We start from the raw sequence: 25,852 nt of genomic DNA, 5'->3' as shown, positions 1-25,852 counted from the left end.
CGGGCACCGATGGCGCGATCTGGGACCCGCGGCAGCTCTTCGGCAGTCAGTGCACGAGTCGCGGCGAGTCGGCGACGAGTTGCGCGGTGTACGGGTGCGCCGGTTGGGCGAACACCTGCTCTGCGGCGCCGGTCTCGACGATCCTGCCGCCCTGCATCACCGCGACGCGGTCGGCCATGTGCCGCACGACGCCGAGGTCGTGCGAGATGAAGAGGCACGCGAGTCCGCGCGAGCGCTGGAGCTCGTCGAGCAGGTCGAGGATCTGCGCCTGGATCGTCACGTCGAGGGCCGAGACCGGTTCGTCGCAGATCAGCACTTCGGGCGACGCGGCGAGCGCGCGAGCGATCGCGACGCGCTGGCGCTGCCCTCCCGACAGGGTGAGCGGGCGCCGGTGGGCGACGGATGCCGCGAGCCCGACCTGCTCGAGCAGCGCAGCGACGCCCGGGGCGGGGGCGCCTCGCTCGGTGCCGGACGCCGCATCGGCGAGGATCCGGCCGACGTTCCATCGCGGATCGAAGGAGCTCAGCGCGTCTTGGTAGATCGCTCCGATCCGTGGGCGCATCGGACGTCGCTCCGCCTCGCGGAGCCGTGACCACTCGGTGCCGTCGAGCACGACGTCGCCGGAGTCGGGCTTCGTGAGCGCGAGCGCGAGTCGCGCGACGGTGGTCTTGCCCGAACCCGATTCGCCGACGAGTCCGAGCGTCTCGCCGCGGCGGACGCTCAGCGACACGTCGTCGACGGCGGTGAAGCGCCCGCCCGCGATCTCGAATGACTTGGTGACGTGGTCGAGTGCCAGCAGCGGGCGCTCGTCGTAGAGAGCGGCTGACGGCGCCGTGATCGCATCCGGAGCAGCAGCAGCCGCCTCGGCTGCGGCGGCGAACGGACGATCGACGACGCTGAGCGGCATCCCACGCGGCGTGCCGCTCGGGACGGCGGCGATGAGCGCACGCGTGTACGCGGTGCGCGGCACCCCGAGCACCTCGGCCGCCGTGCCCTCCTCGATGACCGTCCCATCGCGCATCACGAGGATCCGATCGGCGAGCTCGTGGACGACCGCGAGATCGTGGCTGATGAGCAGCAGCCCGGTGCCGTTCGCCGTGAATCGGGCGAGCAGCGCGAGGATCCGTGCCTGCACGCTCACGTCGAGCGCGGTCGTCGGCTCGTCGGCGATGAGCAGGGGCGGATCGAGCGCGATGGCTGCCGCGATGAGCGCGCGCTGGCGCAGTCCGCCCGACAGCTCGCCCGACCGCTGGCGCGCCGCGTAGGCGGGATCCGGCATGCCGACGCGGTGGAGGAGCTCGAGCACCCTCGCGCGGCGGCCGGCCGGCGGCATCCGCTCATGGAGGCGCAGCGGGTCCTCGATCTCGCGGCCGACGGGACGGAGCGGGTCGAGTGACACGAGGGCGTCCTGCAGGATGAGGCCGACGTCGCGCGCACGTACCCGCTGCCACTCCCGCTCGCCCGCCGACCCCAGCTGGCGACCCCGCACGCGCAGCCGCTCGCTCGTGGTGCTGGCGTTCGAGCCGGCGAGGCCGAGGAGGGCGCGCGCGGTGACGCTCTTGCCCGAACCCGACTCGCCGACGATCGCGACGCATTCGCCCGGGCTGATGCGAAGGGAGACGCCGCGCACGACCTCGGTGCCGCCGAACGCGACCCGGAGGTCGGCGACGTCGAGCACGGGGGAGTCGGGATCGATGCTCACGATCGCCCCCTGCCCCGCCGGGCGAGCGCTCGACCGAGCACGGTCGTGGCGATTGTGGTGCCCACGATCATGAGGCCCGGGAACACGGTCATCCACCAGGCGCCGGCGAGGTAGGTGCGACCGGCGGCGAGCATCGCGCCCCACTCGGCGGCCGGCGGCTGCGCCCCGAGTCCGAGATAGCTGAGTGCGGACGCCCACACGATCGCCTGGCCGATGCCGAGCGTGGCGAGCACGAAGATCGGCACGAGCGCGTTCGGCACGATGTGCCGGGCGAGGATGCGCGCGGAGGAGTGCCCGAGCACGCGAGCCGACTCGACGAACTGCGCCGAACGGATCGAGACGAGCTGCCCCCGGATGATGCGGGCGTAGCCGGGTGCGGTCGAGAGCCCGACGGCGATGGTGGCCGTGACCGGGCCCGGCCCGTAGATCACGATCACGAGGAGCGCGAGCAGCAGGCCGGGGAACGCGAAGAGCACCTCGACGACCCGGCTGACGCCGAAGTCGAGCGCGCGCCCGCCGAAGCTCGCGAGCACGCCGAGGGCGAGACCGAATGCGAGGCCGATGGACGTCGCCGTCACGCCGATGAGCAGGGACGTGCCGGTGCCCGCGATGACTCGGCTGTACACGTCGCGCCCCGATTCGTCGGTGCCGAACCAGTGCGCGAGCGACGGCGACCGGAATGCCTCGGCCGCCGCGATCTGGTTCGGGTCGTGCGTGGCGACGAGCCCCGGGAAACACGTCGCGGCGACGAGGAACACCACGAACGCGGCGGCGAGCAACGTGCCGACGCGCGGCAGCCGATCGCGGCGACGCGGCGGACGATGCTCAGCGGATGCCTCGACCGTCGTCTGGCGCAGTTCGAGCTCGCTCATCGGTTCGCCTCCTGCCGCAGCCTCGGGTCGGCGATGCGCGACGAGACATCCGTGAGCACCGTCATGAGCACGTAGACGAGCGCGATGAGCAGCACGACGCCGGTGACGACGGGGATGTCGCGGAGGGTGACGGCTTGCAGCAGCGTGCGGCCGAGTCCTGGCATCGCGAAGATCGTCTCGACGACGACGGCGCCGGAGAGTAGCCAGCCGAGTGCCCAGCCCGAAAGGCTGATGCCGGGCAGCGCTGCATGCCGGACGGTGTGCCGGAGCCGAACGCCCGTGGTGCTCTCGCCGCGCGCTCGCGCGGAGACGACGAAGGGCTGCTGCATCGCGTCGAGGAGGCTCTCGCGCATCACCTGGGCGAGGAAGCCGGCGAGCGGCACCGCGAGCGTGACGACGGGCAGCACGAGTCCCGCCGGCGTGCCGGTCGCGACGGGCGGCAGCCAGCCGAGGCCCGAGCTGAAGATCGCGATGAGCACCGCGGCGAGCCAGAAGTGCGGCAGCGCGGCCGCCGTCAGCTCGATGCCCTCCCCGACGGCCGTCGAGATGCGACCGCGTCCCGTTGACCAGAGCGAGAGGCCGAGCGCGAGGATCCACGCGAGCACGAGGGAGAGGAGCGCGAGGAGCATCGTGCCGCCGAGTTGCGCGCCGAGGAGCTCGGCAACCGGGACCTTGAGGGCGTACGACGTGCCGAGGTCGCCGCTGAGCAGCCGGCCGAGCATCGCGAGGTACTGCACGAGGAGCGGCTGATCGAGCCCGTAGTCGCGTCGCACCTGGTCGAGCGCCTCTTGCGAGGCCTGCGAGCCGGGGCCCCCGAGGATCGCTTGTGCGGGGTCGCCTGGGATCAGCCGGATCGCGAAGAACGTGAGGGTCGCCACTGCCCACATGACGAAGACCGCGCCGGCGACGAGGAGGCCGGCGTGGCGGATCGTGCGACCTCGCCGCTGCCTCCGCGGGTCAGCCGGCGAGCCACGCGTCATAGAAGCTCGGCGTCGAGACGGTGGAGATGGCGCGAGCCCCCTGCACCTCCGTGCTCAGCAGGAAGCTGTTCTGCTGGTCGTAGAGCGGCAGGAGGTAGTAGCCGCCGAGGATGAGCTGCTGTGCCTGCTCGTAGAGCTCGGCGCGCGCGTCGGGCTCGATCGTGGCGGCCGCTTCGGTGAGCAACGCGTCGACATCCGGGTCGTTCAGCTGGGAGAGGTTCGCGAAGTACCCGCTCGGCGCCGGGGTGAGGCTCTCGGAGTGGTAGACGATGCGCAGCACGTCGGGTCCGACCTTGGTGTACGGGGCGCTCACGATCTCATACTCGTGGGCGAACAGGGCGCCGTACCAGCCCGAGAGGTCGAGAAGCTCGATGACGACCTCGAACCCGGCGTCCTTCGCCGTGGCCTGCACCTGCTCGAACAGCGACTGCTCTGCGGGGATCGACTGGTTCGTGCTCACCGGGAAGCGGAGCGTCAGCCGGGCGCCGTCCTTGATGCGGTAGCCCTCGGCGTCGCGCTCGGTCCAACCGGCTTCGTCGAGGAGCTCGTTCGCCCGGTCGAGATCGGTCTCGAACAGCGACTCGTCGGAGTAGGCGAGCGCCTCGACGGAGGAGAGCGCGGAGTACGACCGCTCGGCGGTGCCGAAGAAGAGCGCGTCGATGCCGTCGTTGACGTCGACGGCGCGGATGAACGCCTCACGCACGCGCTCGTCGTCGAACGGGGCCTGGCCGGAGTTCAACTCGATGCGGTTCGAGGCGCCGGGGCGCGGCGCGTCGATCCACGTGAACGTGTCGCCCTGCTCGGCGGCGGCGATCGTGTCGGGCTGGGGATTGTCGATGACGTCGACCTGGCCGCCCTGCAGCGCCGCGTAGCGCGAGGCCGAGTCGGGCACGAACCGCCACTCGATGCCCTCGATGTAGGCGGGCCCGTCGTGCTCGGCATCGGCGGGCGGCGACGAGTAGTCGTCGTTGCGCACGAGGGAGATGTGGTCTTGCTTCACCCACTCGTCGACGATGAACGGGCCGGTGCCGACGGGCGCCTGGCAGTTCTCCTCCATGCCGCGGGCGATGCCGGCCGGCGACTGGATGGCGGTCCACGGCTGGCTGAGGGACTCGAGGAGCGCGCTGTCGGGCGTGGTGAGCACGAAGCGCGCCTCGAGGTCGTCGACGACCTCGACCTGCTCGACCTTGCCGAGCGCGAGGTAGCCGGTCGACGATTGCGTCGCCGGGTCCTGCAGGTGCTCGACGTTCGCCTTGACCGCCTCGGCGTCGAACGGCGTGCCGTCGGTGAAGGTCACGCCGTCGCGGAGCGTGAAGTCCCAGACGAGGCCGTCGGAGGAGACCTCCCACGAGTCGGCGAGCCACGGGATGATCTCGCCCGAGTCGTCGCGCGAGACGAGCGACTCGAGGAACTGGCCGGCGATGAGCGCCTGCGGGTAGTTGCCGCCGACGTGCGGGTCGAGGCACGTGGGTTCCGCGTCGCCGCTCGCGTAGGTGAGGGTGCCGCCGGAGACCGGGTCGCCGGATGCCCCGGGCTCGGCAGCCTGACAGCCGGCGAGCGCGATCATCGATGCGAGGCCGATGGCGAGGATGCCGAATCGGCGGTTCGGGCGGGTGGTCACTGGTGCAGCACGCATCGAGGTCCTAGCAGGAGGGGGAATTGAAGTCGGGGCGCCCTTCGTCGCGTGCCCGGACTCATCCTGTCACCGCGCGTCGCGGGCAACAAGCAACTTGTTCTACTTTCGATAGAACAATAGACTCAACACGTGCTCATCCGCATCGACCCGGCTCGATCGACGCCGCTCTACGAACAACTCGCCTCGGCGATCAGGGCGTCGATCATCGACGGCCGCATCTCGGGAGGCGAACGCCTTCCGGCGGCGCGCGAGCTCGCGTCCTCGCTCGACGTCAACATGCACACCGTGCTCCGCGCCTACCGGCTGCTGCGCGACGAGCACCTCATCGAGCTGCACCGAGGGCGCGGCGCGGTGGTCGCCGTGCGCATCGGCGGCCACGGCGCCCTCGCGGGCGCCATCCATGACCTCGTCGACGAGGCGAAGGCGCACGACGTTCCCGAGCAGGCCCTGCTCGAGCTCATCAGCGAGGCGTACCGGTGGAGCCCGTCGGCCCACGGCATGGTTCGTCCGGCGGCGACACGATAAGCTGGGGCGACCGACATCGATCCGGCCATCACCGGGGAGTCTTCGGAAGAACGCGAACGGATGCCTCGAGGCATCCGCTCGTCACTAGAACCGAACGGGCAGGCCCGTCACAGCCGACAATGAGGGGTCCCGGAGCATCCGGGGCAAGCGAGGTGGTACCGCGGCGGAGCTCGATCGAGCGGCCGGCGTCCTCGTGTGAGCATCCGTCCCCGCAAGGAGCGAGCGTGTACCCGCGTACCCCAGACGACCACGGCGTCGCCCCGTCGCCCGACTTCCCCGCCGTCGAGCGCGAGGTGCTGGCCTTCTGGAAGGCCGATGGCACCTTCCAGGCCTCGGTCGACCAGCGCGAGGGCGCGCGCGAGTGGGTGTTCTACGACGGCCCGCCGTTCGCCAACGGCCTCCCGCACTATGGCCACCTGCTCACGGGCTATGCGAAAGACCTCTTCCCGCGCTTCCAGACGATGCGCGGCTACCAGGTGCACCGCCGGTTCGGCTGGGACACCCACGGCCTCCCCGCCGAGCTCGAGGCGGAGCGCCAGCTCGGCATCACCGACAAGAGCGAGATCGAGGAGATGGGCATCGCGGCGTTCAACCAGGCCGCTCGCGACGCCGTGCTCCGCTACACGAAGGAGTGGGAGGAGTACGTCACGCGCCAGGCGCGCTGGGTGGACTTCGAGAACGACTACAAGACGCTCGACGTGACCTTCATGGAATCCGTCATCTGGGCGTTCAAGACCCTGCACGACGAGGGCCTCGCCTACGAGGGCTACCGGGTGCTGCCGTACTGCTGGCGCGACCAGACGCCGCTCTCGAACCACGAGCTGCGCATGGACGACGACGTCTACAAGATGCGTCAAGACCAGACGGTGACGGTCACCTTCCCGCTGACCGGGCCCAAGGCGGAGTCGCTCGGGCTCACGGCCGTGCGGGCCCTCGCCTGGACCACGACGCCGTGGACGCTGCCGACGAACTTCGCGCTCGCGGTCGGCCCCGATATCGAGTACGCGGTCGTGCCGGCGGGCCCGAACGGCACGCCCGACGCGACGGTACTCCGCGAGCGGGTCGGTGCATCCGACACCGAGGTGCTCGGCGGCGAGTACCTCCTCGCGCTCGATCTCGTCGGCAACTACGCCAAGGAGCTCGGCTACGAGGCCGCCGATGACGCGCGCGCCGCGGTGTCGCGCACGGTGCGCGGAGCCGAACTGGCCGACGTCACCTACGACCGCCTCTTCGAGTACTACGCCGACGTCGAGCACTTCGGGCTGCAGCGTGCCTGGCGCGTCCTCGTGGCCGACTACGTCACGACCGAAGACGGCACCGGCATCGTGCACCTGGCGCCCGCCTACGGTGAAGAAGACCAGAAGATCGGCGAGGCCTCCGGCATCCCTGTGGTCATCTCGCTCGATGAGGGCGGCAGGTTCCTGCCCGACGTCACGGATGTCGCGGGCCTGCTCTGGAGCGACGCCAACAAGCCGCTCACCCAGATCCTCAAGGCCGAAGGGCGCTTGCTTCGCCAGGCGAGCTACGAGCACTCGTACCCGCACTGCTGGCGCTGCCGCAATCCGCTCATCTACAAGGCGGTCTCGAGCTGGTTCATCCGCGTGCCCGAATTCCGCTATTCGATGGTCGAGCTCAACCAGCAGATCAACTGGGTGCCCGACAACGTCAAAGACGGCCAGTTCGGCAAGTGGATCGGCGGCGCCCGCGACTGGTCGATCAGCCGCAATCGATACTGGGGCTCGCCCATCCCGGTGTGGAAGAGCGACGATCCCGCGTTCCCGCGCGTCGACGTCTACGGCTCGCTCGCCGAGCTCCAGCGCGACTTCGGCGCGCTCCCGGTGAACGCCGCCGGCGAGCCCGACTTGCACCGGCCCTACATCGACGAGCTCACGCGTCCGAACCCCGACGACCCGAGCGGCCGCGCGACGATGCGACGCATCCCCGACGTGCTCGACGTGTGGTTCGACTCGGGCTCGATGCCGTTCGCCCAGGTGCACTACCCCTTCGAGAACCGTGAGTTCTTCGAGGCGCACAACCCGGCCGACTTCATCGTCGAGTACATCGGGCAGACTCGCGGATGGTTCTACACACTGCACGTGCTCTCCACGGCGCTCTTCGGCCGCCCCGCGTTCAAGAACGTCGTGAGCCACGGCATCGTGCTCGGCAACGACGGCCAGAAGATGTCGAAGTCGCTGCGCAACTACCCCGACGTCAACGAGGTGTTCGACCGCGACGGCTCCGACGCGATGCGCTGGTTCCTGATGTCGAGCTCGGTGCTGCGCGGCGGCAACCTCATCGTCACCGAGGAGGGCATCCGCGAGGGCGTGCGACAGCTCATGCTGCCGCTCTGGAGCACGTGGTACTTCTTCTCGCTCTACGCGAACACCGCTCGCGAGGGTGGCTACGAGGCATCCCGCCAAACCTCCTCGCCGGATGTGCTCGACCGGTACCTGCTCGCGAAGCTCGGCGACCTCGTGACCGCGGTCACAGCCGATCTCGAGGACTTCGACTCGCCGCTCGCAGCGGCGAAGCTCCGGGACTTCGGCGACGTGCTCACCAACTGGTACGTCCGGCGCTCGCGCGACCGGTTCTGGGCGGGGGTCGGCACTGACGGCGCCGGTCGTGAGGCGTTCGACACGCTCTTCACCGTGCTCGAGACGCTCACGCGGCTCGCGGCGCCGCTTCTGCCGCTCGTCTCCGACAAGATCTGGCGGGGACTCACCGGCGGGCGCAGCGTGCACCTCACCGACTGGCCCGAGGCGGCGGAGTTCCCAGCCGATCCGGCGCTCGTCGCCGCAATGGATTCCGTGCGCGAGATCAGCTCGGCGGCGCTCTCGCTGCGCAAGCAGTCCGGTCGCCGGGTGCGACTGCCACTTGCGAGCCTCACGGTCGTCACGACGGATGCCGCGGCGCTCGCGCCGTTCGAGGGCATCCTCCGCGACGAGCTCAACGTCAAGGCCGTCGACCTCGTCGCCCTCGACGAGTCGAGCGCGGGCGCCTACGGCGTCACGAAGCGGCTCACCGTCAACGCGCGCGCGGCCGGGCCGCGGCTCGGCAAGACCGTGCAGCAGGCGATCAAGGCCGCGCGCGACGGCGACTGGACGCTCGACGGCGACACCGTCGTCGCGGGCGGCATCGCCCTCGAGGCCGGCGAGTACGACCTGGTGCTCGAAGCCGGTGGCGCGGGCGACGGGTCGCGAGCGCTCGCGCTCCTCGCCGACGGCGGATTCGTCATCCTCGACACCTCCACGACGCCCGAGCTCGCGGCGGAGGGCCTCGCTCGCGACGTCGTGCGTGCCGTTCAAGAGGCGAGGAAGTCAGCCGGGCTCGCCGTGGGCGACCGGATCCGCCTCGGCCTCACGCTCGATCACGCCGGCGCCGAGGCGGCGACCCGGCACCGTGGGCTGATCGCGGGCGAGACGCTCGCGGTGGAACTCGACATCGCCGCGGCATCCGATGTCGCGAACGCCGTCGCCGCGAAGCCCGTCGGCGATGGATCCGCCCTTCTCATCGACTTGGAGCAGCGATGACCGACGACCAGACCGAGGCCTTCGACCGCGAAGAGCGCGAGGCCGCCGACGCCGTCTACGAGACGCTGCTCGCACGAGTGGGCGAGGGCTCGCCCGAGCCCCGGCTGCAGCCCACCCGGCGTGCCGTCGAACTGCTCGGCGACCCGCACCGCGCGGCGCCCGTCATCCACATCACGGGCACGAACGGCAAGACCTCGACGAGCCGCATGATCGAGAGCCTCCTGCGTGCGTCGGGCCTGCGCACGGGCCTGCTCACGAGCCCGCACCTCGAGCGGTTCACCGAACGGATCCGCATCGACGGCGAGCCCATCTCCGATGAGGCGATCGCTCGCAACTGGGAGGAGACCGCGCCGTTCATCGCGATGGTCGACGCCGAGCTCGAGGCGACCGATTCCGCGCCGCTCACGTTCTTCGAGGTGCTCACGGTGCTCGCGTTCGCGTGCTTCGCCGACGCTCCGGTCGACGTGGTCGTGCTCGAGGTCGGCATGGGCGGCGAGTGGGACTCGACGAACGTCGCCGACGGCCAGGTCGCGGTGTTCACGCCCATTGCGCTCGACCACCAGAGCCGGCTCGGGTCGACGATCGAGGCGATCTCACGCACGAAGTCGGGCATCATCAAGCCCGCGGCATCCGTCGTCTCGGCGAAGCAGCCCGACGCAGCGCGCGCGGTGCTCGCGGAAGCCGCCGAGTTCACCGAGTCGAGCCTCGCATTCGAAGGAGACGCCTTCGACGTGCTCGACTCCCGCGTGGCCGTGGGCGGCCAGCTCGTGTCGATCCGGGGCCTGGCAGGGGAGTACACCGAGGTCGTGCTGCCGCTCTTCGGGCGCCACCAGGCCGAGAACGCGGCCGTCGCCGTCGCCGCCGTCGAGACGTTCATCGGCGGGGGAGCGGTGCGGCTCGCTGACGAGGTCGTGCACGAGGGGCTCGGCACCGCGTCATCCCCCGGGCGCCTGCAGAGCATCGCCGCCGACCCAGCGGTGCTCGTCGACGCGGCGCACAACCCCCACGGCGCCGCAGCGCTCGTGACGGCCCTCGACGAGTACTTCGACTTCGACGAGGTCGCGTTCGTGTTCGGCGTGCTCGCCGACAAGGACGCCGCCGGCATCGTCGACGCCCTCGCGGGCACCGCTGGCATCTTCGTCGTGACCGAACCCGAATCCGACCGGGCCCTGCCCGCGGCGGAGCTCGCCGCGTTCGTGGCCGCCCGCGTCGGCGCAGAGCGCGTGCAGTTCGCGGAGCGCATCGACGACGCACTCGAGGACGCGCGCGGGTGGGCGGCCGATGCGCCGAAGCGTGCCGTCGTCGTCACGGGCTCGATCGCCCTCGTCGGCGAGGCGATGGCCATCGCCGCCGACCGCGGATGGGGCCGCGCATGAGCGAGGCCGCACCCGCCGCGGCGCCGCGCTCCCTGCAGCAGACCCTCGCGTCGATCGTGCTCGCCTTCGAGGTGATCGTCGTCTTCCTCGCGTCGCTCGTCATCTGGGGCCTCGCGGCTCCTGCCGGCGAGGGCGACCTGCCCGCCTGGGTCGCGCTCCTCGCGGGCGGCGTCATGATCGTCGCGCTCATCGCGACGATCGGCCTGCTGCGATTCCGCTGGGCGTATGCGCTCGGCTGGCTCATCCAGGCGCTGATCCTCGCCGCGGGGTTCCTCAACCCGACGATGTTCGTCGTCGGGGCACTGTTCGGCGGCATGTGGTGGTACTGCATGGTCGTCGGCGCACGAATCGACCGAGCACGGACGGCTGCAGCCGATCCAGGAAAGGAACAGGAATGACCACCCCGATCGAAGAGACCCTCGTGATCGTCAAGCCCGACGGCGTCGCACGCAACCTCACCGGAGAGATCCTCCGTCGCATCGAGGCGAAGGGCTATTCCCTCGTCGACATCCGGCTCGTCCAGGCCGACCGCGAGATCCTCGCGAAGCACTACGCCGAGCATGAGGGCAAGCCGTTCTACGAGCCGCTCGTCGAATTCATGCAGTCCGGGCCGGTGGTCGCCATGCGCGTCGCCGGCAACCGGGTGATCGAGGGAATCCGCTCGCTCTCGGGGGCGACCGACCCGACGACCGCGGCCCCCGGCACGATCCGCGGCGACTTCGGCCGTGATTGGGGCCTGCGCGTGCAGCAGAACCTGATCCACGGCTCGGACTCGCCCGAGTCGGCCGAGCGCGAACTCGACCTCTGGTTCACCTGAGCGGATGCCAGGCCGGCCGGTTGAACCGGCCGGCGGGCGCCCCTCGACTCAGCGGGACAGGTTCTGCAGGTCGATCATCACGAGCGGGATCGCGTTCATGTGCACTTGTGCGAGCGCGACGACGATGCCGTAGCAGACGACGGTGATGAGCGGGATCCACTTGAACCACGCGGCCGCAACGCGCTGCACACGTGCCGATGAGGGAATATTCCCGGCTCGCAGGTTGTGCAGGGTGACCGCCCAGAACGTTGGGATCGTCACCGCCCAGGTGAGCATGCACCACGGGCAGAGCACGTAGAGCACGTAGATGCTCTGCGCGATGAGCCAGACCACGAACACGAGCGCACCGGCCACGCCGAGGTTGAAGACGACCCAGAACCAGCGTGGGAAGCGTGCGCCGGCGAGCACCGCCACTCCGACGAAGATCACCGCCGGCCACGCCATGAGGCCGATGAACGGGTTCGGGAACCCGAACACCTCTCCCTGGGCGGAGTCGAGATTCACGCTGCATCCGACGAGAACGCCGACATTGCACGACGGAACATGGCCGGCATCGGCGAGCGAGAGCACCTTCTCGACCGACAGTTCGAACGCGGCGAGGAGGCCGAGGGCCCCTGCGATCACGAGGAGGATCGCCAGGGCGACGGGCCGAGCCTGCCGGGAAGAGTCCGCCATGCTCGGATTATGGCACGCCGTATCCACACCATGCTGTGAGACCGTGCGATAATCGAATGAGTCGTCCGGGCCGCGCCCGGCACGACGCCAATGAAGGCTTTGAGGATGCACCGCATCCGAGTGGGCGGGCGAACGCACCGCGAGACGTGGCGACACAGGCAACCTGCCGGTCGCAGTAATGAAGGATTGGCGGTTCTGCGCACGGCGTAGAACCGCTCGAGACGAGTACGGAACGACGGCGCGGCCGTCGGAACCGGCGTAGGAGTGCACCAGAGATGGTGGAAGGCAACGAGAAGAACAACAACGAACCCGAAACCGGCAGTGGCGCACCGAAGCGACGTGGGGGCCTTTTCGGAGCCCGACGTTCGGCTCGGAGCCGCGCGGGTCAGGAGCAGCGGCCTGCCGCGATCCTCGAACCCGCGCCCGCGTCGCCCGAGGTGATCGATACTGCGGCACCGGAGGCCGTGCAGACGGCGCCCGTGCTCGAGCGCGCGACCGCAGCCGGAGGCGACGACACGACGGCGGGGCCCATCACTGCGGTCGCGGTGAGCGACGAGGTCGCGACATCCGACACCGATGATGTACCGGCTCGCGCCAAGCGCTCGCCGATTCCGGCCGTGCTCTCGACGACGTCCCTGATCTTCCACGCCCCGCCCGTGCTCGTCACGCCCGAGGGCGAAGAGCCGCAGGCGCGTGGCGAGCGACCCGAGCGCGGCGAACGGCCTGAACGCGGTGGCTCGCCCGAGGGCGACGAGCCGTCGAGCGTGCGCCGCCGCACTCGCCGCCGAAGCGGCGAAGAGGGTCGCGCCACCGGCGATGAGTCGGCCAACACGGTCGTCAAGGTGCGCAAGCCCCGCGAGCCCGAGCTCATCACCGAGCCGCAGAAGGTCAAGGGCTCCACGCGACTCGAGGCGAAGAAGCAGCGCCGTCGTGATGGTCGCGATGCCGGCCGCCGCCGGACCGTGATCACCGAGGCCGAGTTCCTCGCCCGCCGGGAGTCCGTCGACCGCAAGATGGTCGTGCGCTCGAAGGCCGGACGCATCCAGATCGGCGTGCTCGAAGACGGGGTACTCGTCGAGCACTACGTCGCGCGCAATCAGGACTCCTCGCTCATCGGCAACGTCTACCTCGGTCGCGTGCAGAACGTGCTGCCGAGCATGGAGGCCGCGTTCGTCGACATCGGCCGCGGCCGGAACGCCGTGCTGTACTCCGGCGAGGTCGACTGGGATGCCGCCGCCGAGAACGGCCATGCGAACCAGCCGCGACGCATCGAGCTGGCTCTGAAGCCCGGCGATCGCGTGCTCGTGCAGGTGACGAAGGACCCGATCGGCCACAAGGGCGCCCGGCTCACGAGCCAGGTGTCGCTGCCGGGCCGTTACCTCGTGTACGTGCCGAACGGGTCGATGAACGGCATCAGCCGCAAGCTTCCCGACACCGAGCGCGCTCGCTTGAAGAAGATCCTGAAAGAGGTGCTTCCCGACAACGTCGGCGTCATCGTGCGCACCGCGGCCGAAGGTGCCACCGAGGAGCAGCTGACGCTCGACGTGAACCGTCTCATCGCGCAATGGGCCGACATCTCGAGCCAGCTCGAGAAGGTGCAGGCGCCCGCGCTGCTGCACTCCGAGCCCGACCTGCTCATCAAGATCGTGCGCGACGTCTACAACGAGGACTTCCAACAGATGGTCATCGCCGGCGACGAGGCGCGGCAGACGATCGAGTCCTATGTGCGCCAGGTCGCCCCCGACCTGCTCGAGCGAATCCAGCCCTACGAGGGCGAGCGCGACGCGTTCGACGAGTTCCGCATCTCAGAGCAGATCGAGAAGGCGCTCGACCGCAAGGTCTGGTTGCCGTCGGGCGGCTCGCTCGTGATCGATCGCACCGAGGCCATGACCGTCATCGACGTCAACACGGGCAAGTTCGTCGGCTCGGGGGGCAACCTCGAAGAGACGGTGACGAAGAACAACCTCGAGGCGGCCGAGGAGATCGTGCGCCAATTGCGCCTGCGTGACATCGGCGGCATCATCGTCGTCGACTTCATCGACATGGTGCTCGAGTCGAACCGCGACCTCGTGCTGCGCCGGCTCGTGGAGTGCCTCTCCCGCGACCGCACAAAGCACCAGGTGGCCGAGGTGACGTCCCTCGGCCTCGTGCAGATGACCCGCAAGAAACTGGGCCTCGGCCTGCTCGAGTCGTTCAGCGAGCCGTGCGAGGTCTGCGCCGGTCGCGGCATCATCGTGCACCACGAGCCGGTCGTGAAGCACCGCCAGCAGCAACAGCAACAACAGCAGCCCGAGCGGCGTCGTGGTCGCGGCGGTGCGCCGTCGCAGGCGGCCCAGCAGCCCGACGAGCCCAAGGCGCAGACGGGCACCCACGCGATCACCGACGATGTGAAGCATGCGCTCGCGCAGATCGCGGCGTCGACGATCGTGCACGCCGAGCAGAAGCCCGAGACCGCGGCATCGAATGCCGTGAGCACGACGCGGTCGGCTGACGAGTCCGATGGCGCCCCTGCGGCATCGACAGGGAGGACCGCGGGCGGTCGCCGCAGCCGTCACCGCCGGGTGACGCAAGAGCAGGGCGCTGCGGAGTCCGCTCCCGCCGCCGAGCCGACCGGCTCGACCGCGACCGTGCCGGTCGACGACACTGCTCGCGACAGCGTGCAGCTGCTCGATCTTCCGGTGCCGCCGGTGGAGCGCAAGCGTCCCGCGCGAGCGCCCGAGGCCGAGGTGCTGCTCGATTCGGTGCTCGACGCGCTGCCTGCTCCGAAGAAGGCGGGCGAGGGTCGCGCACGCAGCCGTCGCGTGTCGACTGCGGCGCTCAGCGGTGCCGGTGGGGCGCCCGTGATCACGCGCGCCGACGGCTCCGATGCCTCCGAGTCATCCGTCGACGACTGATCCCGACGCGCGGGCACGCCGTTCACGCGGCGTGACCCGCAGCCCGCTGCGGCGGAGCCGGGCGACGAGCTCGCGCGGCGAGACCGGCTCTGCGCCGGCCGCGACGAGCTCGTCGTACCGCTCGACGGGCACGTCGAAGTGGTCGAGGTCGAACGAACGCGGCGGCAGCCCGACGCGGCGGGCGAAGGCCTGGAGCTCCTCGATCGAGGCGTCGCTCACGAGGTGCGCCCACACGGTGCCGTGCTTGGGCCACAGTGGCGTATCGATGAGCACGGTCATGCGCCGATCCTACGCGGGAGGGTCCGCGACGCGCCGTAAGTCGCGCGTTTGACCGGCCACCCCTGATCGGATAAACTCGACCGTTGGTGCCACCGCTTATCACGGTGTGCCCGCACAGTTTTCTGGCAGTGACGACCCTCCTCCCCGCTGGGGTCCCGCGCAGTGACATCCCATCAGCAGCCGGAGCTCCGGCTCCCCAGAGATAGGTACGAGTAGTGGTTTACGCAGTAGTGCGCGCCGGCGGTCGGCAGGAGAAGGTCGAAGTCGGCACCATCGTGACGATGGACCGTATCAAGGCAGACAAGGACGGCAACGTCTCACTCGCCGCGGTCCTCCTCGTCGACGGCGAGAAGATCACCTCCGACGCCGAGTCGCTTGCCAAGGTCACGGTTACCGCCGAAGTCCTCAACGACCTCCGCGGTCCGAAGATCGTGATTCAGAAGTTCAAGAACAAGACCGGGTACAAGAAGCGCCAGGGGCACCGTCAGGAGCTCACGCGCGTCAAGGTCACCGGCATCAAGTAGCGGCCGCAAGGAGAATCAGACATGGCACACAAAAAGGGAGCGAGCTCCACTCGCAACGGTCGTGACTCGAACGCCCAGCGCCTCGGCGTGAAGCGCTTCGGCGGCCAGGTCGTCGGCGCGGGCGAGATTCTCGTCCGCCAGCGCGGCACGCACTTCCACCCCGGTGCAGGCGTCGGTCGCGGTGGCGACGACACGCTCTTCGCACTCGAGGCCGGTGCGGTCCAGTTCGGCAAGAAGGGTGGCCGCAAGGTCGTCAACATCGTGGCGGCCGGCGAATAGTCGACCGAACGATTCTGTGAGGGCGGGCTTCGGCTCGCCCTCACGCGTTTTCATCCGTGAGGAGGATGCAGCACATGGTCAGCTTCGTCGACGAGGTGACACTGTTCGTGCGTGCCGGTCACGGTGGGAACGGGTGCGTCTCAGTACGCCGCGAGAAGTTCAAGCCCCTCGCGGGCCCTGACGGCGGCAATGGCGGCAACGGTGGCGACATCGTGCTCATCGCCGACCCGAACGTCACCACCCTGCTCGGCTTCCACCGCCGTCCGCACCGTTCATCGGAGAACGGCGGACCCGGCATGGGCGACCACCGTTCCGGCGCGGCCGGCGAGACGCTCGAGCTGCCGGTGCCCGTCGGCACCGTCGTGAAGGACCACGACGGCGAGGAGCTCGCCGACCTCGCTGAGCCCGGCATGCGATTCGTCGTCGCGCCCGGCGGCCAGGGTGGTCTCGGCAATGCCGCGCTCTCGTCGACGAAGCGGAAGGCTCCCGGCTTCGCGCTGCTCGGCACGCCCGGGTTCGAGGGCGAGGTCATCCTCGAGCTGAAGACGATCGCGGATGTCGCGCTCGTCGGCTTCCCCTCGGCCGGCAAGTCGAGCCTCATCGCCGCGCTGTCGGCGGCGCGCCCCAAGATCGCCGACTACCCGTTCACGACGCTGCATCCGAACCTCGGCGTCGTGCAGGCCGGCGAGAGCCGGTTCACCGTCGCCGATGTTCCGGGCCTCATCGAGGGCGCGAGCGAGGGCAAGGGCCTCGGGCTCGAGTTCCTGCGCCACGTCGAGCGCTGCTCGGCCCTGCTGCACGTCATCGACTGCGCGACGCTCGAGCCGGGCCGCGACCCGATGAGCGACCTCGACGTGATCCTCGGCGAGCTCGGCGCGTATCCCGTGCCCGAGGGCCAGGTGCCGCTGCTCGAGCGGCCGCAGTTGATCGCGCTGAACAAGATCGACGTGCCTGAGGCACGCGAGCTCGCCGCGTTCGTGCGGCCCGAGTTCGAGGCGCGCGGCTACCGCGTGTTCGAGATCTCCACGGTGAGCCACGAAGGATTGCGTCAACTCGGGTTCGCGCTCGGCGAGGTCGTCGAGAACGCGCGACGCGAGGCGGCCGAAGCCCCCGCTGCACCGCGCATCGTCATGCGCCCGAGGAGCGTCGACGACGCCGGATTCACGGTGCGCGCCGAAGGCGGCAGCTACGGCACCCTGTACCGGGTGCTCGGCTCGAAGCCCGAGCGATGGGTCGCGCAGACCGACTTCACGAACGACGAGGCCGTCGGCTACCTCGCCGACCGCCTTGCACGACTCGGCATCGAAGATGCGCTCGTGCGCGCCGGAGCGACTGCCGGTTCGGCTGTCGTCATCGGCCCCGGTGCCGGAGTCGTCTTCGACTGGGAGCCGACGCTCACGTCCACCGCCGAGCTCATCACGGCCCCGCGCGGTTCCGACCTCCGTCTCGACGAGCAACGACGTGCCACGCGCAACGAGCGCCGCAGCGACTACCACGAGCGCATGGACGCGAAGGCCGAGGCTCGAGCCGAGCTCGAGCGCGAGCGCGCGGCCGGCATGTGGTCGGAGTCGGATGCCGAGGGCGAGCCCGTTGTCGAGGGCGAGCCGTCGAACGCCGCTGTCTCCGCTCAGGAGGGTGCGGGCGAGGAGGGCCAACGGTGACACCCCGGCGGCGCACGGAGATCCCACACGCCACCCGCATCGTCGTGAAGGTCGGCTCCTCCTCGATCAGCGGAGACAACGCCGGCCAGATCGCGCCCCTCGTCGACGCGCTCGCCGCCGCACATGAGCGCGGCATCGAGGTCGTGCTCGTCTCCTCCGGGGCCATCGCGACCGGCATGCCCTATCTCAAGCTCGACGAGCGACCCACCGATCTCGCGACCCAGCAGGCCGCGGCATCCGTCGGGCAGAACCTGCTCGTCTTCCGCTACCAGGACTCGCTCGACCGCTACGGCATCGTCGCGGGGCAGGTGCTCCTCACCGCGGGCGATCTCGAGAACCCAACGCCGCGCTCGAACGCGCAGCGCGCGATGGACCGGCTGCTCGCGCTGAAGATCCTGCCGATCGTGAACGAGAACGACACCGTCGCGACCCATGAGATCCGGTTCGGCGACAACGACCGGCTCGCGGCCCTCGTCGCGGAGCTGATCGGCGCCGACCTGCTCGTGCTGCTCTCCGACGTCGACGCGCTGTACACGAAGCCGCCGCACCTCGACGGGGCGAAGCGCATCGAGCACGTGCCGTTCGGCGACGCCCTCACGGGCGTCGAGATCGGTTCGGTCGGACGCGCCGGCGTCGGCACCGGGGGAGCGGAGACCAAGGTGTCGGCGGCGCGCATCGCGGCCGAGGCCGGTGCCGCCGTGCTGATCACGGCGACGAGCCTCGTCGCCGACGCGCTGGCCGGACGCGAGGTCGGCACGTGGTTCGAGCCCGCCCCCGAACGTCACACGGCCGATGGCGAACCGGCGCTCGCCTAGGCTGATTCCATGGAGCACCATGAAGTCGACACGAGCCTGATCGACGTGCGGCTCGCTGCCGCGAAAGACGCGTCATTCCGGCTCGCGCAGGCGACGACGGCCGAGAAGGATGCCGCCCTCGAACAGGTTGCCGCCATCCTCCGGGAGCGGTCGGCCGACATCGTCGCCGCGAACGCGCTCGACCTCGCCGCGGGCCGCGAAGCCGGCCTCGCCGCCGGGCTCCTCGACCGCCTCGAGCTCGACGAGCGGCGGGTCGACGCACTCGCCGAGGCGGTGCTCGAAGTCATCGCGCTCACCGATCCGATCGGCGAGACCGTGAGCGGCCGATCGCTCCCGAACGGCATCCGCATCGACCAGGTGCGCGTGCCGCTCGGCGTCGTCGGTGCGATCTACGAGGCACGACCGAACGTGACCGTCGACATCGCCGTGCTCGCGCTGAAGAGCGGCAATGCCGTCGTGCTCCGCGGCGGCAGCGCGGCAGAGCAGACGAACCGCGTGCTCGTCGCAGCACTGCGCGACGCGCTCGACGCGGCCGGTCTTCCGGCCGACGCCGTGCAGACCGTCGATGACTTCGGCCGCGCCGGTGCTCGCCATCTCATGCAGGCCCGCGACTACGTCGACGTGCTCATTCCACGTGGGAGCGCCGGCCTCATCCGTGCCGTCGTCGACGAAGCGCGAGTGCCGGTCATCGAGACGGGCGCCGGGGTCGTGCACATGTTCCTCGATGAGAGCGCGCGGGAAGACTGGGCCGTCGAGCTCGTACACAACGCGAAGGTGCAACGACCGAGCGTCTGCAATGCCCTCGAGACCCTGCTCGTGCACGAGGCGGCGGCTGCGCGGCTGCTGCCCGCGGTGCTCGACCGGCTCGAGGCATCCGGTGTCACGATCCATGCCGACGAGCGGGTGCGGGCACTCCGGCCCGAGGCGCTGCCCGTCACCGACGAGGACTGGGCCACCGAGCACATGAGCCTCGACCTGTCCGTCGGCGTCGTCGACTCGATCGACGACGCGCTGCGGCACATCCGTCGCTACTCGACGAAGCACACCGAGTCGATCGTGACGAACGACCTCGGCAACGCGGAACGCTTCCTGAACGAGGTGGATGCCGCGGCCGTCATGGTGAACGCCTCGACTCGCTTCACCGACGGTGCGGAGTTCGGCTTCGGTGCCGAGGTCGGCATCTCGACGCAGAAGCTGCATGCACGGGGCCCCATGGGACTGCCCGAGCTCACGAGCACGAAGTGGATCGTGCGCGGCGCCGGGCATGTGCGTGCCTGACCTCGCTAGACTGTCCGGAGCGACACCCGCAGGATTCGAAAGGAACGGCGAATGAGCCTCGTGACCGCAGTGCTGACCGAGACGGTGCACGCCAGGGAACTGCCGATCGACTCGTGGGTCTACGGTCTCATCGCGCTCGTCATCTTCGCCGTGCTCGCCATGATCGTCGCGTCGTACCGCGACGTGGCCAACCGCCACAGCAGCAAATCGGCAGCCTATGCTGCCCGCCACTCAGGAGACGAGCACGGCGGTCACTGAGCGGGCGGTCGCGTGATCACGGGCGAGGAACGCCGACCACGGGTCGGTGTGATGGGTGGCACCTTCGATCCCATCCACCACGGGCACCTCGTGGCCGCGAGCGAGGTCGCTCAGCACCTCGAGCTCGATGAGGTCGTGTTCGTGCCCACCGGCCAGCCGAGCTACAAATCCGACGTCACGCAAGCCGAGCACCGTTATCTCATGACCGTCATCGCAACGGCGTCGAACCCGCGGTTCACCGTGAGCCGCGTCGACATCGATCGTCCGAAGCCGACGTTCACGATCGACACGCTCCACGACATCAGGAGCCAGCGCCCCGACGCCGACCTGTACTTCATCACCGGTGCCGACGCGATCGCCCAGATCCTCTCCTGGAAGAACGTCGGCGAACTCTGGGAGCTCGCGCACTTCGTGGCTGTGAGTCGCCCGGGACATGTGCTCTCCGTTTCGGGTTTGCCAGAGCAAGACGTAAGCTTGTTGGAGGTTCCGGCACTTGCGATCTCGTCAACCGACTGCCGGGACAGGGTGCGCCGGGGATTCCCGGTGTGGTACTTGGTGCCCGATGGGGTCGTCCAGTACATCTCCAAGCACCACCTCTATCGGAGTGTCGAATGACGTCGTCACAGGAACCACCGCTCACGCGCCGCGAGGCTCGTGAGCGTGAGCGCCTGCGAGAGCAGCAGGCGCCTTCGACGACCCCGGATGCCGCACCCCCCGCTCCGCGCGATCAGCAGGCCGATCAGCCCGTTCGGGCCGTCCCGCCGCAGCCGGCCGCACCGCCCGCGCCGCCACAGAACCCGGCTCCCGCACCGGTCTTTGCAGCGCCGCGCCCCGCAGGAGGGTCCGGCCAGCAGCCGTCGCCGTTCGGGGGAACCCTGGCCGCACCGCCGCAGCAGAATCCGTTCGCCCCAAGGCACCCGCAGCCCGCCGCATCGCCGCCCGCACCTGCCGCACCTGCGCAGTTCGGATCGCGGTTCTCCGCGCCGACGGCGCCCCCGCAGCGGCAACCGAGCGTCGAGCCCAGCGCTCCCGAGCGTACGCTGACGCGACGCGAACTCCGGGCGATGCTCGATGCGCAGCACGAGCATGAGCTCGACCTCGACGACGAGGTCGTCGCGACGCCACCTGCTGCAGCCGTTCCGGCCGAGCATCCGTTGCTGTCGCCCCCGGTTCCGACGCGGGCACCGGCGCCGCACCAGCCGGCCGCCGAGGCGAGCCTCGCCGCCGACGCCGTCGTGTCACAGAAACCTGTCGGCCACTGGACCGCTCAGCTCAACGTGCCGGCCGACCGCGCGGAGCCGTTCGACCAGTTGCTCTCACGTGGCGGCGTGAGCCACGGCGTTCCGACCACCACGAACGCACTCATCCTGCCGTCACTGCCGAATCAGGCTCCGGCCGGCAACAACCCGCTTGCAGCGAGCGGTGAGATCATCGTCACCGGCTCGATCAACCTGCCGCGCAGTTACGGCGCGACGGGCGTGCACCCGAGTCACATCGACTCGGCCGACGTCGACCGGTTGTTCGACCAGGTCGAAGACGGGGCAGGCACCGGTGGCGCGCCGGTCGCGGCGACGCGCGCGATCAGCACCCAGGGCGCCGCTCGCGCGATGATGGCTCCGCCCAAGAAGGAGGGCGTGAACGCCCCTCTCGTACTCGCCGTCACCGCCGGCGTCCTCGCGCTCGGCGTCGTCGCCACACTCGTCATCGGCGCCGTCGCCGGCCTCTTCTGAGCCGGGGCATCCACATCGACTTCTCAGAATCCGGAAAAGAGCGTATGACCGCATCACACGAGGCACTCGACCTGCTCGCCATCGCGGCGCGAGCGGCAGACTCGAAGGGCGGTGACGACCTCGTGGCACTCGACGTGTCGGGTCCGCTGCCGTTCGCCGACATCTTCCTGCTGGTCACCGGCAACTCCGAGCGCAACGTCGTCGCCATCGCCGACGAGGTCGAGGCGGTGCTCGGTCGCTCAGGAACCCAGACGCGCCGTCGTGAGGGTCACGACGCCGGCCGTTGGATCCTGCTCGATTTCGGCGACCTCGTGGTGCACGTCTTCCACCAGGAGGAGCGCCTCTACTACGGCCTCGAGCGGCTCTGGCTCGACTGCCCGTCGCTGCCCGTCGCACCGCTCCTGACCGCGAGCAGCTGAGCGCAGCAGCGAGCGTCCGCTGAGCGGGTCTCGATTTCATGCGAGACCCGCGGCTGGTGTAAGCTCAATTCGTTGCCCCGAACGGGGCGTACGGGTCTGTGGCGCAGCTGGTAGCGCACCTGCATGGCATGCAGGGGGTCAGGGGTTCGAGTCCCCTCAGATCCACCGAAACCCCTGATGAACGCAAAGTTCTCAGGGGTTTTTTCGTTGAAGATCGCCCCTGAGGCCCTGGGCCTTATGAGCACACCCGTCCCGTTCACCTCTTCGCCGTCTCGCTTCATCGGGACTCGTCAACGCTGACGACGGGTTCTGTCTCGACCGACCGCGTCAACTGGTACGCGTCCGCGGCCGTCGGGTGACAAACAACACGGCTGCCCATGTGACCAGGAGCAGTGCCGTCAGCACGAACCCGAGGTCATCGATCCCGACCGATGCCAACCAAGGGAGGGGGCCGCCGAGGCCGAGATTCGCGACGAGCACGTTCGCGAGCTGGACGATCGCGATCAGTACTGCGGCGACGACGGAGAGCCCGGTCATTGCGATGGCGTACACCTCACCGAGGTGGCGACGACCGGGCTGCCAGGTATAGGCGCGACGCATTACCGCGCCCTGGGTGGTGTCGAAGGCGCTCATCCCGGCGGCGAACAGAATCGGCAGTGTGAGCGCTGCCCACCATGGCACGGCCACCAGCGTGGCGGCACCTGCCAGCGCGAGCAGCCCGATCTCGGTAGCGGTATCGAAGCCGAGGCCGAACAGCAGTCCGACGAGGTACATCCGGGAAGGGCGATCCACCGCTTTCTCGAAGGGCCCGAGCATCCGGAGCACCGGCCCGCCGGCGTGCCCGTGGCCGCGGCGCAGTGACGCGATGTTGATCGCGGCGATCACGACGAGGAAGACGCCCGAGACGGTGGGGCCGATGACCCCTGTCCAGGTGCGAAGGGCGGAGGAGTCATCGGCGAGTGATGAGCCGATCGCCGTGATCCCGAGGGTCAACAGGATGCAGAGTACGACGACGATCGTCGAGTGACCGAGTGAGAACCAGAAGCCGACCGTATTGGCGGGCTTGCCGCGTTCGGCGAGCCGGCGGGTGGTGTTGTCGATCGCGGCGATGTGGTCGGCGTCGAATGCGTGGCGCACCCCCAAGGCGTAGGCAGTGAGCCCGACACCGAGCGTCACGAGCGTGCCGCCACCGCCGCCGAGCGGGATGCGGGCCGGGATCACGAGGAGGACGAGGACACCCCAGCCCAGCACGTGCAGAAGCACGATCAGCGAGATGACCCCGATCGTGTTCCGCCGGATGCGTGTCGGGGTTCGGTCTTCAGAGAGTGCCGTCAACACGATTCCTTTCCGCTGTCGCCGGTAGGGCGGACCACGTGTTCCAGACCGTCGTGGTGGACGTGTCTTTGCACAGGCGTCACCGCCCGACGACCGGCTCAGGCGTGAGAAAGCGCTCCTCCGCGTGCGCGACCCACGCATCCCATACCGCGTCGAGAGGCGAGCTGTGCGTCTGGTCGGAGAGGTGGCGCGCCATCCCTCCTGGGCGATCGAAGTCGAGGTCTTTCGGGCGTGTGGGCGGGCGGAATCCGACGGCTATCACGGCATCGAGCACCCGGTTGTGGCCGAGCACCCCGGGCTCGGGCGCACTGCCGTCTGCATCCAGCCGCTCGAGGAGGACCGGTCCACCTCTGTCGACCACCGCGAGGGCCGAGATCAACCGGCCGCCCCACTCGCCGTGCCTGCCGAGCACGAGCGTCTCGCGGATCACCGCTCGCGCGTCGGACTCCAGGGTGAGGGAGCTACGGCGTTCGACCTCGGCCCCGTCGGTGACGACGAACGGCAGGCCGCGCCACAGCAGTGTCCCACCAGCCCCGATCCGGACTTCCAGGATCCACGACGAGCGCGCCCCGCGATAGGCGACGGTGCCCCCGACATCCTCGATCTCGAGAGTGCACGCCGGACCGACGTCGATCCCGATGTGCACGTGGTCGCCGCCGAGCAGCACCATACCGGCCGCGGCGACGGCGACGTGCGCACGCGTGGCATCGCGCCAGATCAAGCGCGGTGCGAGCGCGCCGACCGCGAGGTCCACGTGTGCGCGTGGCTCGCCCGCGGTGACCGCGATGCGCGTCGAGGTCACTCGTTCGCGTTCATCCCCGCACCGGCGTGCGTACGGGAGTGGTGGTGGTCCGAGGGGTGCGCGGCATCCTCGGGGTGCGAGTGGATGAATCCACCCTCCGGATGCTCGTCATCGGCGTGGAAGTGCGGGGCCATCGGGCCGGGGTCCTGCGCGATGTGGGTGCCGGCCCGGTGACTCGCGAGGATCGTGATAACCCATGCGCGCAGTGCCGCGACCGAGGAGGCGTCGTGCCGCGATAGCGCCAGCACTGCGCGCCCGTCCCGTGCCGCTTGGGCATCCGCCACCATCTGCGCCACGTCGACGTCGACATAGGGAGCGAGGTCGGTCTTGTTGACGACGAGGAGGTCGGCACGGCCGATGCCCGGGCCGCCCTTCCGAGCGACATCGCCGCCGCCGGCGACATCCAGGACGAAGATCTGCGCGTCGACCAGAGCGGGCGAGAACGTCGCTGTCAGGTTGTCGCCGCCCGACTCGATGAGCACCACGTCGAGGGGCGCGAAATCCCGCTCGAGGTCTTCGGCGGCGAGCAGGTTGGTGGTGATGTCATCGCGAATCGCGGTGTGCGGACAGGCGCCGGTCTCAACAGCGCGGATGCGCTCGGGGTCGAGCACGCCGGCGGAGCGCAGGAATCGGGCATCCTCATCGGTGTAGATGTCGTTGGTGATGACGCCGAGGCGCAGTTCGGCTGCAAGAGCCCGGCACACCGTCGCGATGAGCGACGATTTTCCGGTGCCGACGGGGCCAGCGACGCCGAGCCGGAGCGCGCGGGGGGCGAGCGGGGAGTCAGGCACGGAAGAGTCTCCTATTCGTTACGGCGTGATCCTCGGTCCACGCTTCGGCTTGGGGGGCGCTCGCGGCAGGGATCGCCTCGGGTGAGTCGAGTGCCGCGAGCTGCGAGATGAGGGGATCGACCGCGGCGCATGCATTGATCACGAGTCGCACGCCGTCGAGGGGGTCGCCGGGTTCCAGCTTGAGAAGGGCCGCGACCCCGCCGGCCATGTCGTCGTACACGGCCACGCGCACGAGGGTTTCGGCGTCGAGTCCCGTGTGTGCGGCGACCGCGCCCAGCACGATGGGGCGGGGCGGCGATAGTGCATCCCCGGCGGTCAGGGCGGCGATCGCCGGAGACTGCGGCCAGAGGCGCTGCGCGAGTCGAAGAAGTCCGCGGCCGAGGTCTGTCGAGGCGGTACGAGCCGCACGACTCGGGGTGCGCGCTGCCCACGCCCGTTCGATGGGTCCATAGGGCGCACCGATCAGGCCGGCCCGCCGCGCCACGACCGCCGTCGCCGCATCGACGAGCGTCGTCGTCCGCGCCCGGGCCTGAAGGAACGCGCCGACGTCGTGTCGCGCGAGCCCGCCCTGGATGGCCGGCTCGACACCCGCAGAGAACGCATGCCCGCCGGAGGGGAGTCGTGCGTCGGCAAGCAGCAGAGCGACGGTGTGCGCGGCAGAGTCCATGGATCGG

General features: G+C 69.8%; 25 protein-coding genes and 1 tRNA gene. 16 read left to right on the top strand and 10 right to left on the bottom strand.

Features of this window, described 5'->3' with window-relative positions; all coding sequences use genetic code 11:
- Positions 1-46 precede the first annotated feature (46 nt).
- Genes QFZ29_RS08380 through QFZ29_RS08365 form a run of 4 tightly spaced genes read right to left on the bottom strand, consistent with a single transcriptional unit; the run spans position 47 to position 5,190 of the window.
- Positions 47-1,702: a dipeptide ABC transporter ATP-binding protein gene (locus tag QFZ29_RS08380; RefSeq protein WP_306893704.1), complete on the bottom strand. Its 1,656-nt coding sequence runs from the start codon at positions 1,700-1,702 to the stop codon at positions 47-49.
- Positions 1,699-2,574: an ABC transporter permease gene (locus QFZ29_RS08375; protein ID WP_306893703.1), complete on the bottom strand. Its 876-nt coding sequence runs from the start codon at positions 2,572-2,574 to the stop codon at positions 1,699-1,701. Before QFZ29_RS08375 ends, QFZ29_RS08380 begins: the two co-directional genes overlap by 4 nt.
- A complete protein-coding gene (locus QFZ29_RS08370; RefSeq protein ID WP_306893702.1) occupies positions 2,571-3,554 on the bottom strand; it encodes an ABC transporter permease in 984 nt (327 codons plus the stop codon). The genes QFZ29_RS08375 and QFZ29_RS08370 overlap by 4 nt, the downstream gene beginning before the upstream one ends.
- The gene (locus tag QFZ29_RS08365; protein ID WP_373426197.1) at positions 3,532-5,190 is read right to left on the bottom strand and encodes an ABC transporter substrate-binding protein; all 1,659 of its coding nucleotides are present in this window, start codon (positions 5,188-5,190) and stop codon (positions 3,532-3,534) included. The genes QFZ29_RS08370 and QFZ29_RS08365 overlap by 23 nt, the downstream gene beginning before the upstream one ends.
- A 129-nt stretch (positions 5,191-5,319) precedes the next feature.
- Here QFZ29_RS08365 and QFZ29_RS08360 point away from each other — a divergent pair, with 129 nt between their 5' ends.
- From QFZ29_RS08360 to ndk, 5 genes are all read left to right on the top strand, one after another.
- Positions 5,320-5,715 (top strand): GntR family transcriptional regulator, encoded by a 396-nt coding sequence (locus QFZ29_RS08360; protein WP_306893701.1) that lies wholly within the window; start codon positions 5,320-5,322, stop codon positions 5,713-5,715.
- Between the two features lie 224 nt (positions 5,716-5,939).
- On the top strand, positions 5,940-9,245 hold the full coding sequence (gene ileS, locus QFZ29_RS08355) for an isoleucine--tRNA ligase (RefSeq protein ID WP_306893700.1): 3,306 nt from the start codon (positions 5,940-5,942) through the stop codon (positions 9,243-9,245).
- Complete coding sequence (locus QFZ29_RS08350) at positions 9,242-10,621, top strand: bifunctional folylpolyglutamate synthase/dihydrofolate synthase (RefSeq protein ID WP_306893699.1); 1,380 nt, start codon at positions 9,242-9,244, stop codon at positions 10,619-10,621. Before ileS ends, QFZ29_RS08350 begins: the two co-directional genes overlap by 4 nt.
- Positions 10,618-11,019: a DUF4233 domain-containing protein gene (locus QFZ29_RS08345; protein ID WP_306893698.1), complete on the top strand. Its 402-nt coding sequence runs from the start codon at positions 10,618-10,620 to the stop codon at positions 11,017-11,019. The genes QFZ29_RS08350 and QFZ29_RS08345 overlap by 4 nt, the downstream gene beginning before the upstream one ends.
- Positions 11,016-11,438, top strand: coding sequence for a nucleoside-diphosphate kinase (gene ndk / locus QFZ29_RS08340; RefSeq protein WP_129521790.1), 423 nt, complete (start codon positions 11,016-11,018; stop codon positions 11,436-11,438). Before QFZ29_RS08345 ends, ndk begins: the two co-directional genes overlap by 4 nt.
- A 48-nt stretch (positions 11,439-11,486) precedes the next feature.
- Here the strand turns inward: ndk and QFZ29_RS08335 are convergent, their stop codons facing one another.
- Complete coding sequence (locus tag QFZ29_RS08335) at positions 11,487-12,113, bottom strand: vitamin K epoxide reductase family protein (RefSeq protein ID WP_306893697.1); 627 nt, start codon at positions 12,111-12,113, stop codon at positions 11,487-11,489.
- A 275-nt stretch (positions 12,114-12,388) separates the two neighbouring features.
- Here QFZ29_RS08335 and QFZ29_RS08330 point away from each other — a divergent pair, with 275 nt between their 5' ends.
- The gene (locus QFZ29_RS08330) at positions 12,389-15,007 is read left to right on the top strand and encodes an Rne/Rng family ribonuclease (protein WP_306893696.1); all 2,619 of its coding nucleotides are present in this window, start codon (positions 12,389-12,391) and stop codon (positions 15,005-15,007) included.
- On the opposite strand, the gene QFZ29_RS08325 is transcribed toward QFZ29_RS08330, so the two are convergent.
- The gene (locus QFZ29_RS08325; protein ID WP_306893695.1) at positions 14,990-15,286 is read right to left on the bottom strand and encodes a DUF4031 domain-containing protein; all 297 of its coding nucleotides are present in this window, start codon (positions 15,284-15,286) and stop codon (positions 14,990-14,992) included. The genes QFZ29_RS08330 and QFZ29_RS08325 overlap by 18 nt on opposite strands.
- Positions 15,287-15,501: 215 nt before the next feature.
- Between QFZ29_RS08325 and rplU the strand changes: the two genes are divergently transcribed.
- The 10 genes from rplU to QFZ29_RS08275 all read left to right on the top strand — a co-directional run bounded on the left by rplU (position 15,502) and on the right by QFZ29_RS08275 (position 22,415).
- Positions 15,502-15,810, top strand: a complete 309-nt coding sequence (gene rplU, locus QFZ29_RS08320; protein WP_129521794.1) for a 50S ribosomal protein L21 — start codon at positions 15,502-15,504, stop codon at positions 15,808-15,810.
- 21 nt (positions 15,811-15,831) lie between these two features.
- Positions 15,832-16,089 carry a 50S ribosomal protein L27 gene (gene rpmA / locus QFZ29_RS08315; RefSeq protein ID WP_129521795.1) on the top strand — a complete coding sequence of 86 codons (258 nt, stop codon included), beginning with the start codon at positions 15,832-15,834 and terminating at the stop codon, positions 16,087-16,089.
- 74 nt (positions 16,090-16,163) lie between these two features.
- Positions 16,164-17,750, top strand: coding sequence for a GTPase ObgE (obgE, locus tag QFZ29_RS08310; RefSeq protein ID WP_306893694.1), 1,587 nt, complete (start codon positions 16,164-16,166; stop codon positions 17,748-17,750).
- A complete protein-coding gene (proB, locus tag QFZ29_RS08305; protein WP_129521797.1) occupies positions 17,747-18,565 on the top strand; it encodes a glutamate 5-kinase in 819 nt (272 codons plus the stop codon). Before obgE ends, proB begins: the two co-directional genes overlap by 4 nt.
- A 9-nt stretch (positions 18,566-18,574) precedes the next feature.
- The gene (locus QFZ29_RS08300; protein ID WP_306893693.1) at positions 18,575-19,843 is read left to right on the top strand and encodes a glutamate-5-semialdehyde dehydrogenase; all 1,269 of its coding nucleotides are present in this window, start codon (positions 18,575-18,577) and stop codon (positions 19,841-19,843) included.
- A gap of 51 nt (positions 19,844-19,894) precedes the next feature.
- Positions 19,895-20,101 carry a hypothetical protein gene (locus QFZ29_RS08295; protein WP_306893692.1) on the top strand — a complete coding sequence of 69 codons (207 nt, stop codon included), beginning with the start codon at positions 19,895-19,897 and terminating at the stop codon, positions 20,099-20,101.
- A 12-nt stretch (positions 20,102-20,113) separates the two neighbouring features.
- Positions 20,114-20,716, top strand: a complete 603-nt coding sequence (gene nadD / locus QFZ29_RS08290) for a nicotinate-nucleotide adenylyltransferase (protein WP_306893691.1) — start codon at positions 20,114-20,116, stop codon at positions 20,714-20,716.
- A 449-nt stretch (positions 20,717-21,165) separates the two neighbouring features.
- Entirely contained in the window at positions 21,166-21,831 is a 666-nt protein-coding gene (locus QFZ29_RS08285; protein ID WP_306893690.1) for a hypothetical protein, read from the top strand.
- A 44-nt stretch (positions 21,832-21,875) separates the two neighbouring features.
- Positions 21,876-22,250 (top strand): ribosome silencing factor, encoded by a 375-nt coding sequence (gene rsfS, locus QFZ29_RS08280; protein WP_306893689.1) that lies wholly within the window; start codon positions 21,876-21,878, stop codon positions 22,248-22,250.
- Positions 22,251-22,342: 92 nt separating this feature from the next.
- Positions 22,343-22,415 (top strand) — tRNA-Ala (locus QFZ29_RS08275).
- A gap of 162 nt (positions 22,416-22,577) precedes the next feature.
- On the opposite strand, the gene QFZ29_RS08270 is transcribed toward QFZ29_RS08275, so the two are convergent.
- The 4 genes from QFZ29_RS08270 to QFZ29_RS08255 form a co-directional block, all read right to left on the bottom strand.
- The gene (locus QFZ29_RS08270) at positions 22,578-23,585 is read right to left on the bottom strand and encodes a HoxN/HupN/NixA family nickel/cobalt transporter (protein ID WP_306893688.1); all 1,008 of its coding nucleotides are present in this window, start codon (positions 23,583-23,585) and stop codon (positions 22,578-22,580) included.
- A 79-nt stretch (positions 23,586-23,664) separates the two neighbouring features.
- Positions 23,665-24,387 carry an urease accessory protein UreD gene (locus tag QFZ29_RS08265; RefSeq protein WP_306893687.1) on the bottom strand — a complete coding sequence of 241 codons (723 nt, stop codon included), beginning with the start codon at positions 24,385-24,387 and terminating at the stop codon, positions 23,665-23,667.
- Positions 24,384-25,178 (bottom strand): urease accessory protein UreG, encoded by a 795-nt coding sequence (gene ureG, locus QFZ29_RS08260; RefSeq protein WP_306893686.1) that lies wholly within the window; start codon positions 25,176-25,178, stop codon positions 24,384-24,386. Before ureG ends, QFZ29_RS08265 begins: the two co-directional genes overlap by 4 nt.
- Positions 25,171-25,845: an urease accessory protein UreF gene (locus QFZ29_RS08255; protein WP_306893685.1), complete on the bottom strand. Its 675-nt coding sequence runs from the start codon at positions 25,843-25,845 to the stop codon at positions 25,171-25,173. The genes ureG and QFZ29_RS08255 overlap by 8 nt, the downstream gene beginning before the upstream one ends.
- Positions 25,846-25,852 lie beyond the last annotated feature (7 nt).

The sequence above is a fragment of the Agromyces albus genome (assembly GCF_030815405.1).
Lineage (GTDB): Bacteria > Actinomycetota > Actinomycetes > Actinomycetales > Microbacteriaceae > Agromyces > Agromyces albus_A.
Note: the sequence above shows the minus strand (reverse complement) of the source record. Positions and strands in the feature narration are given on the sequence as shown.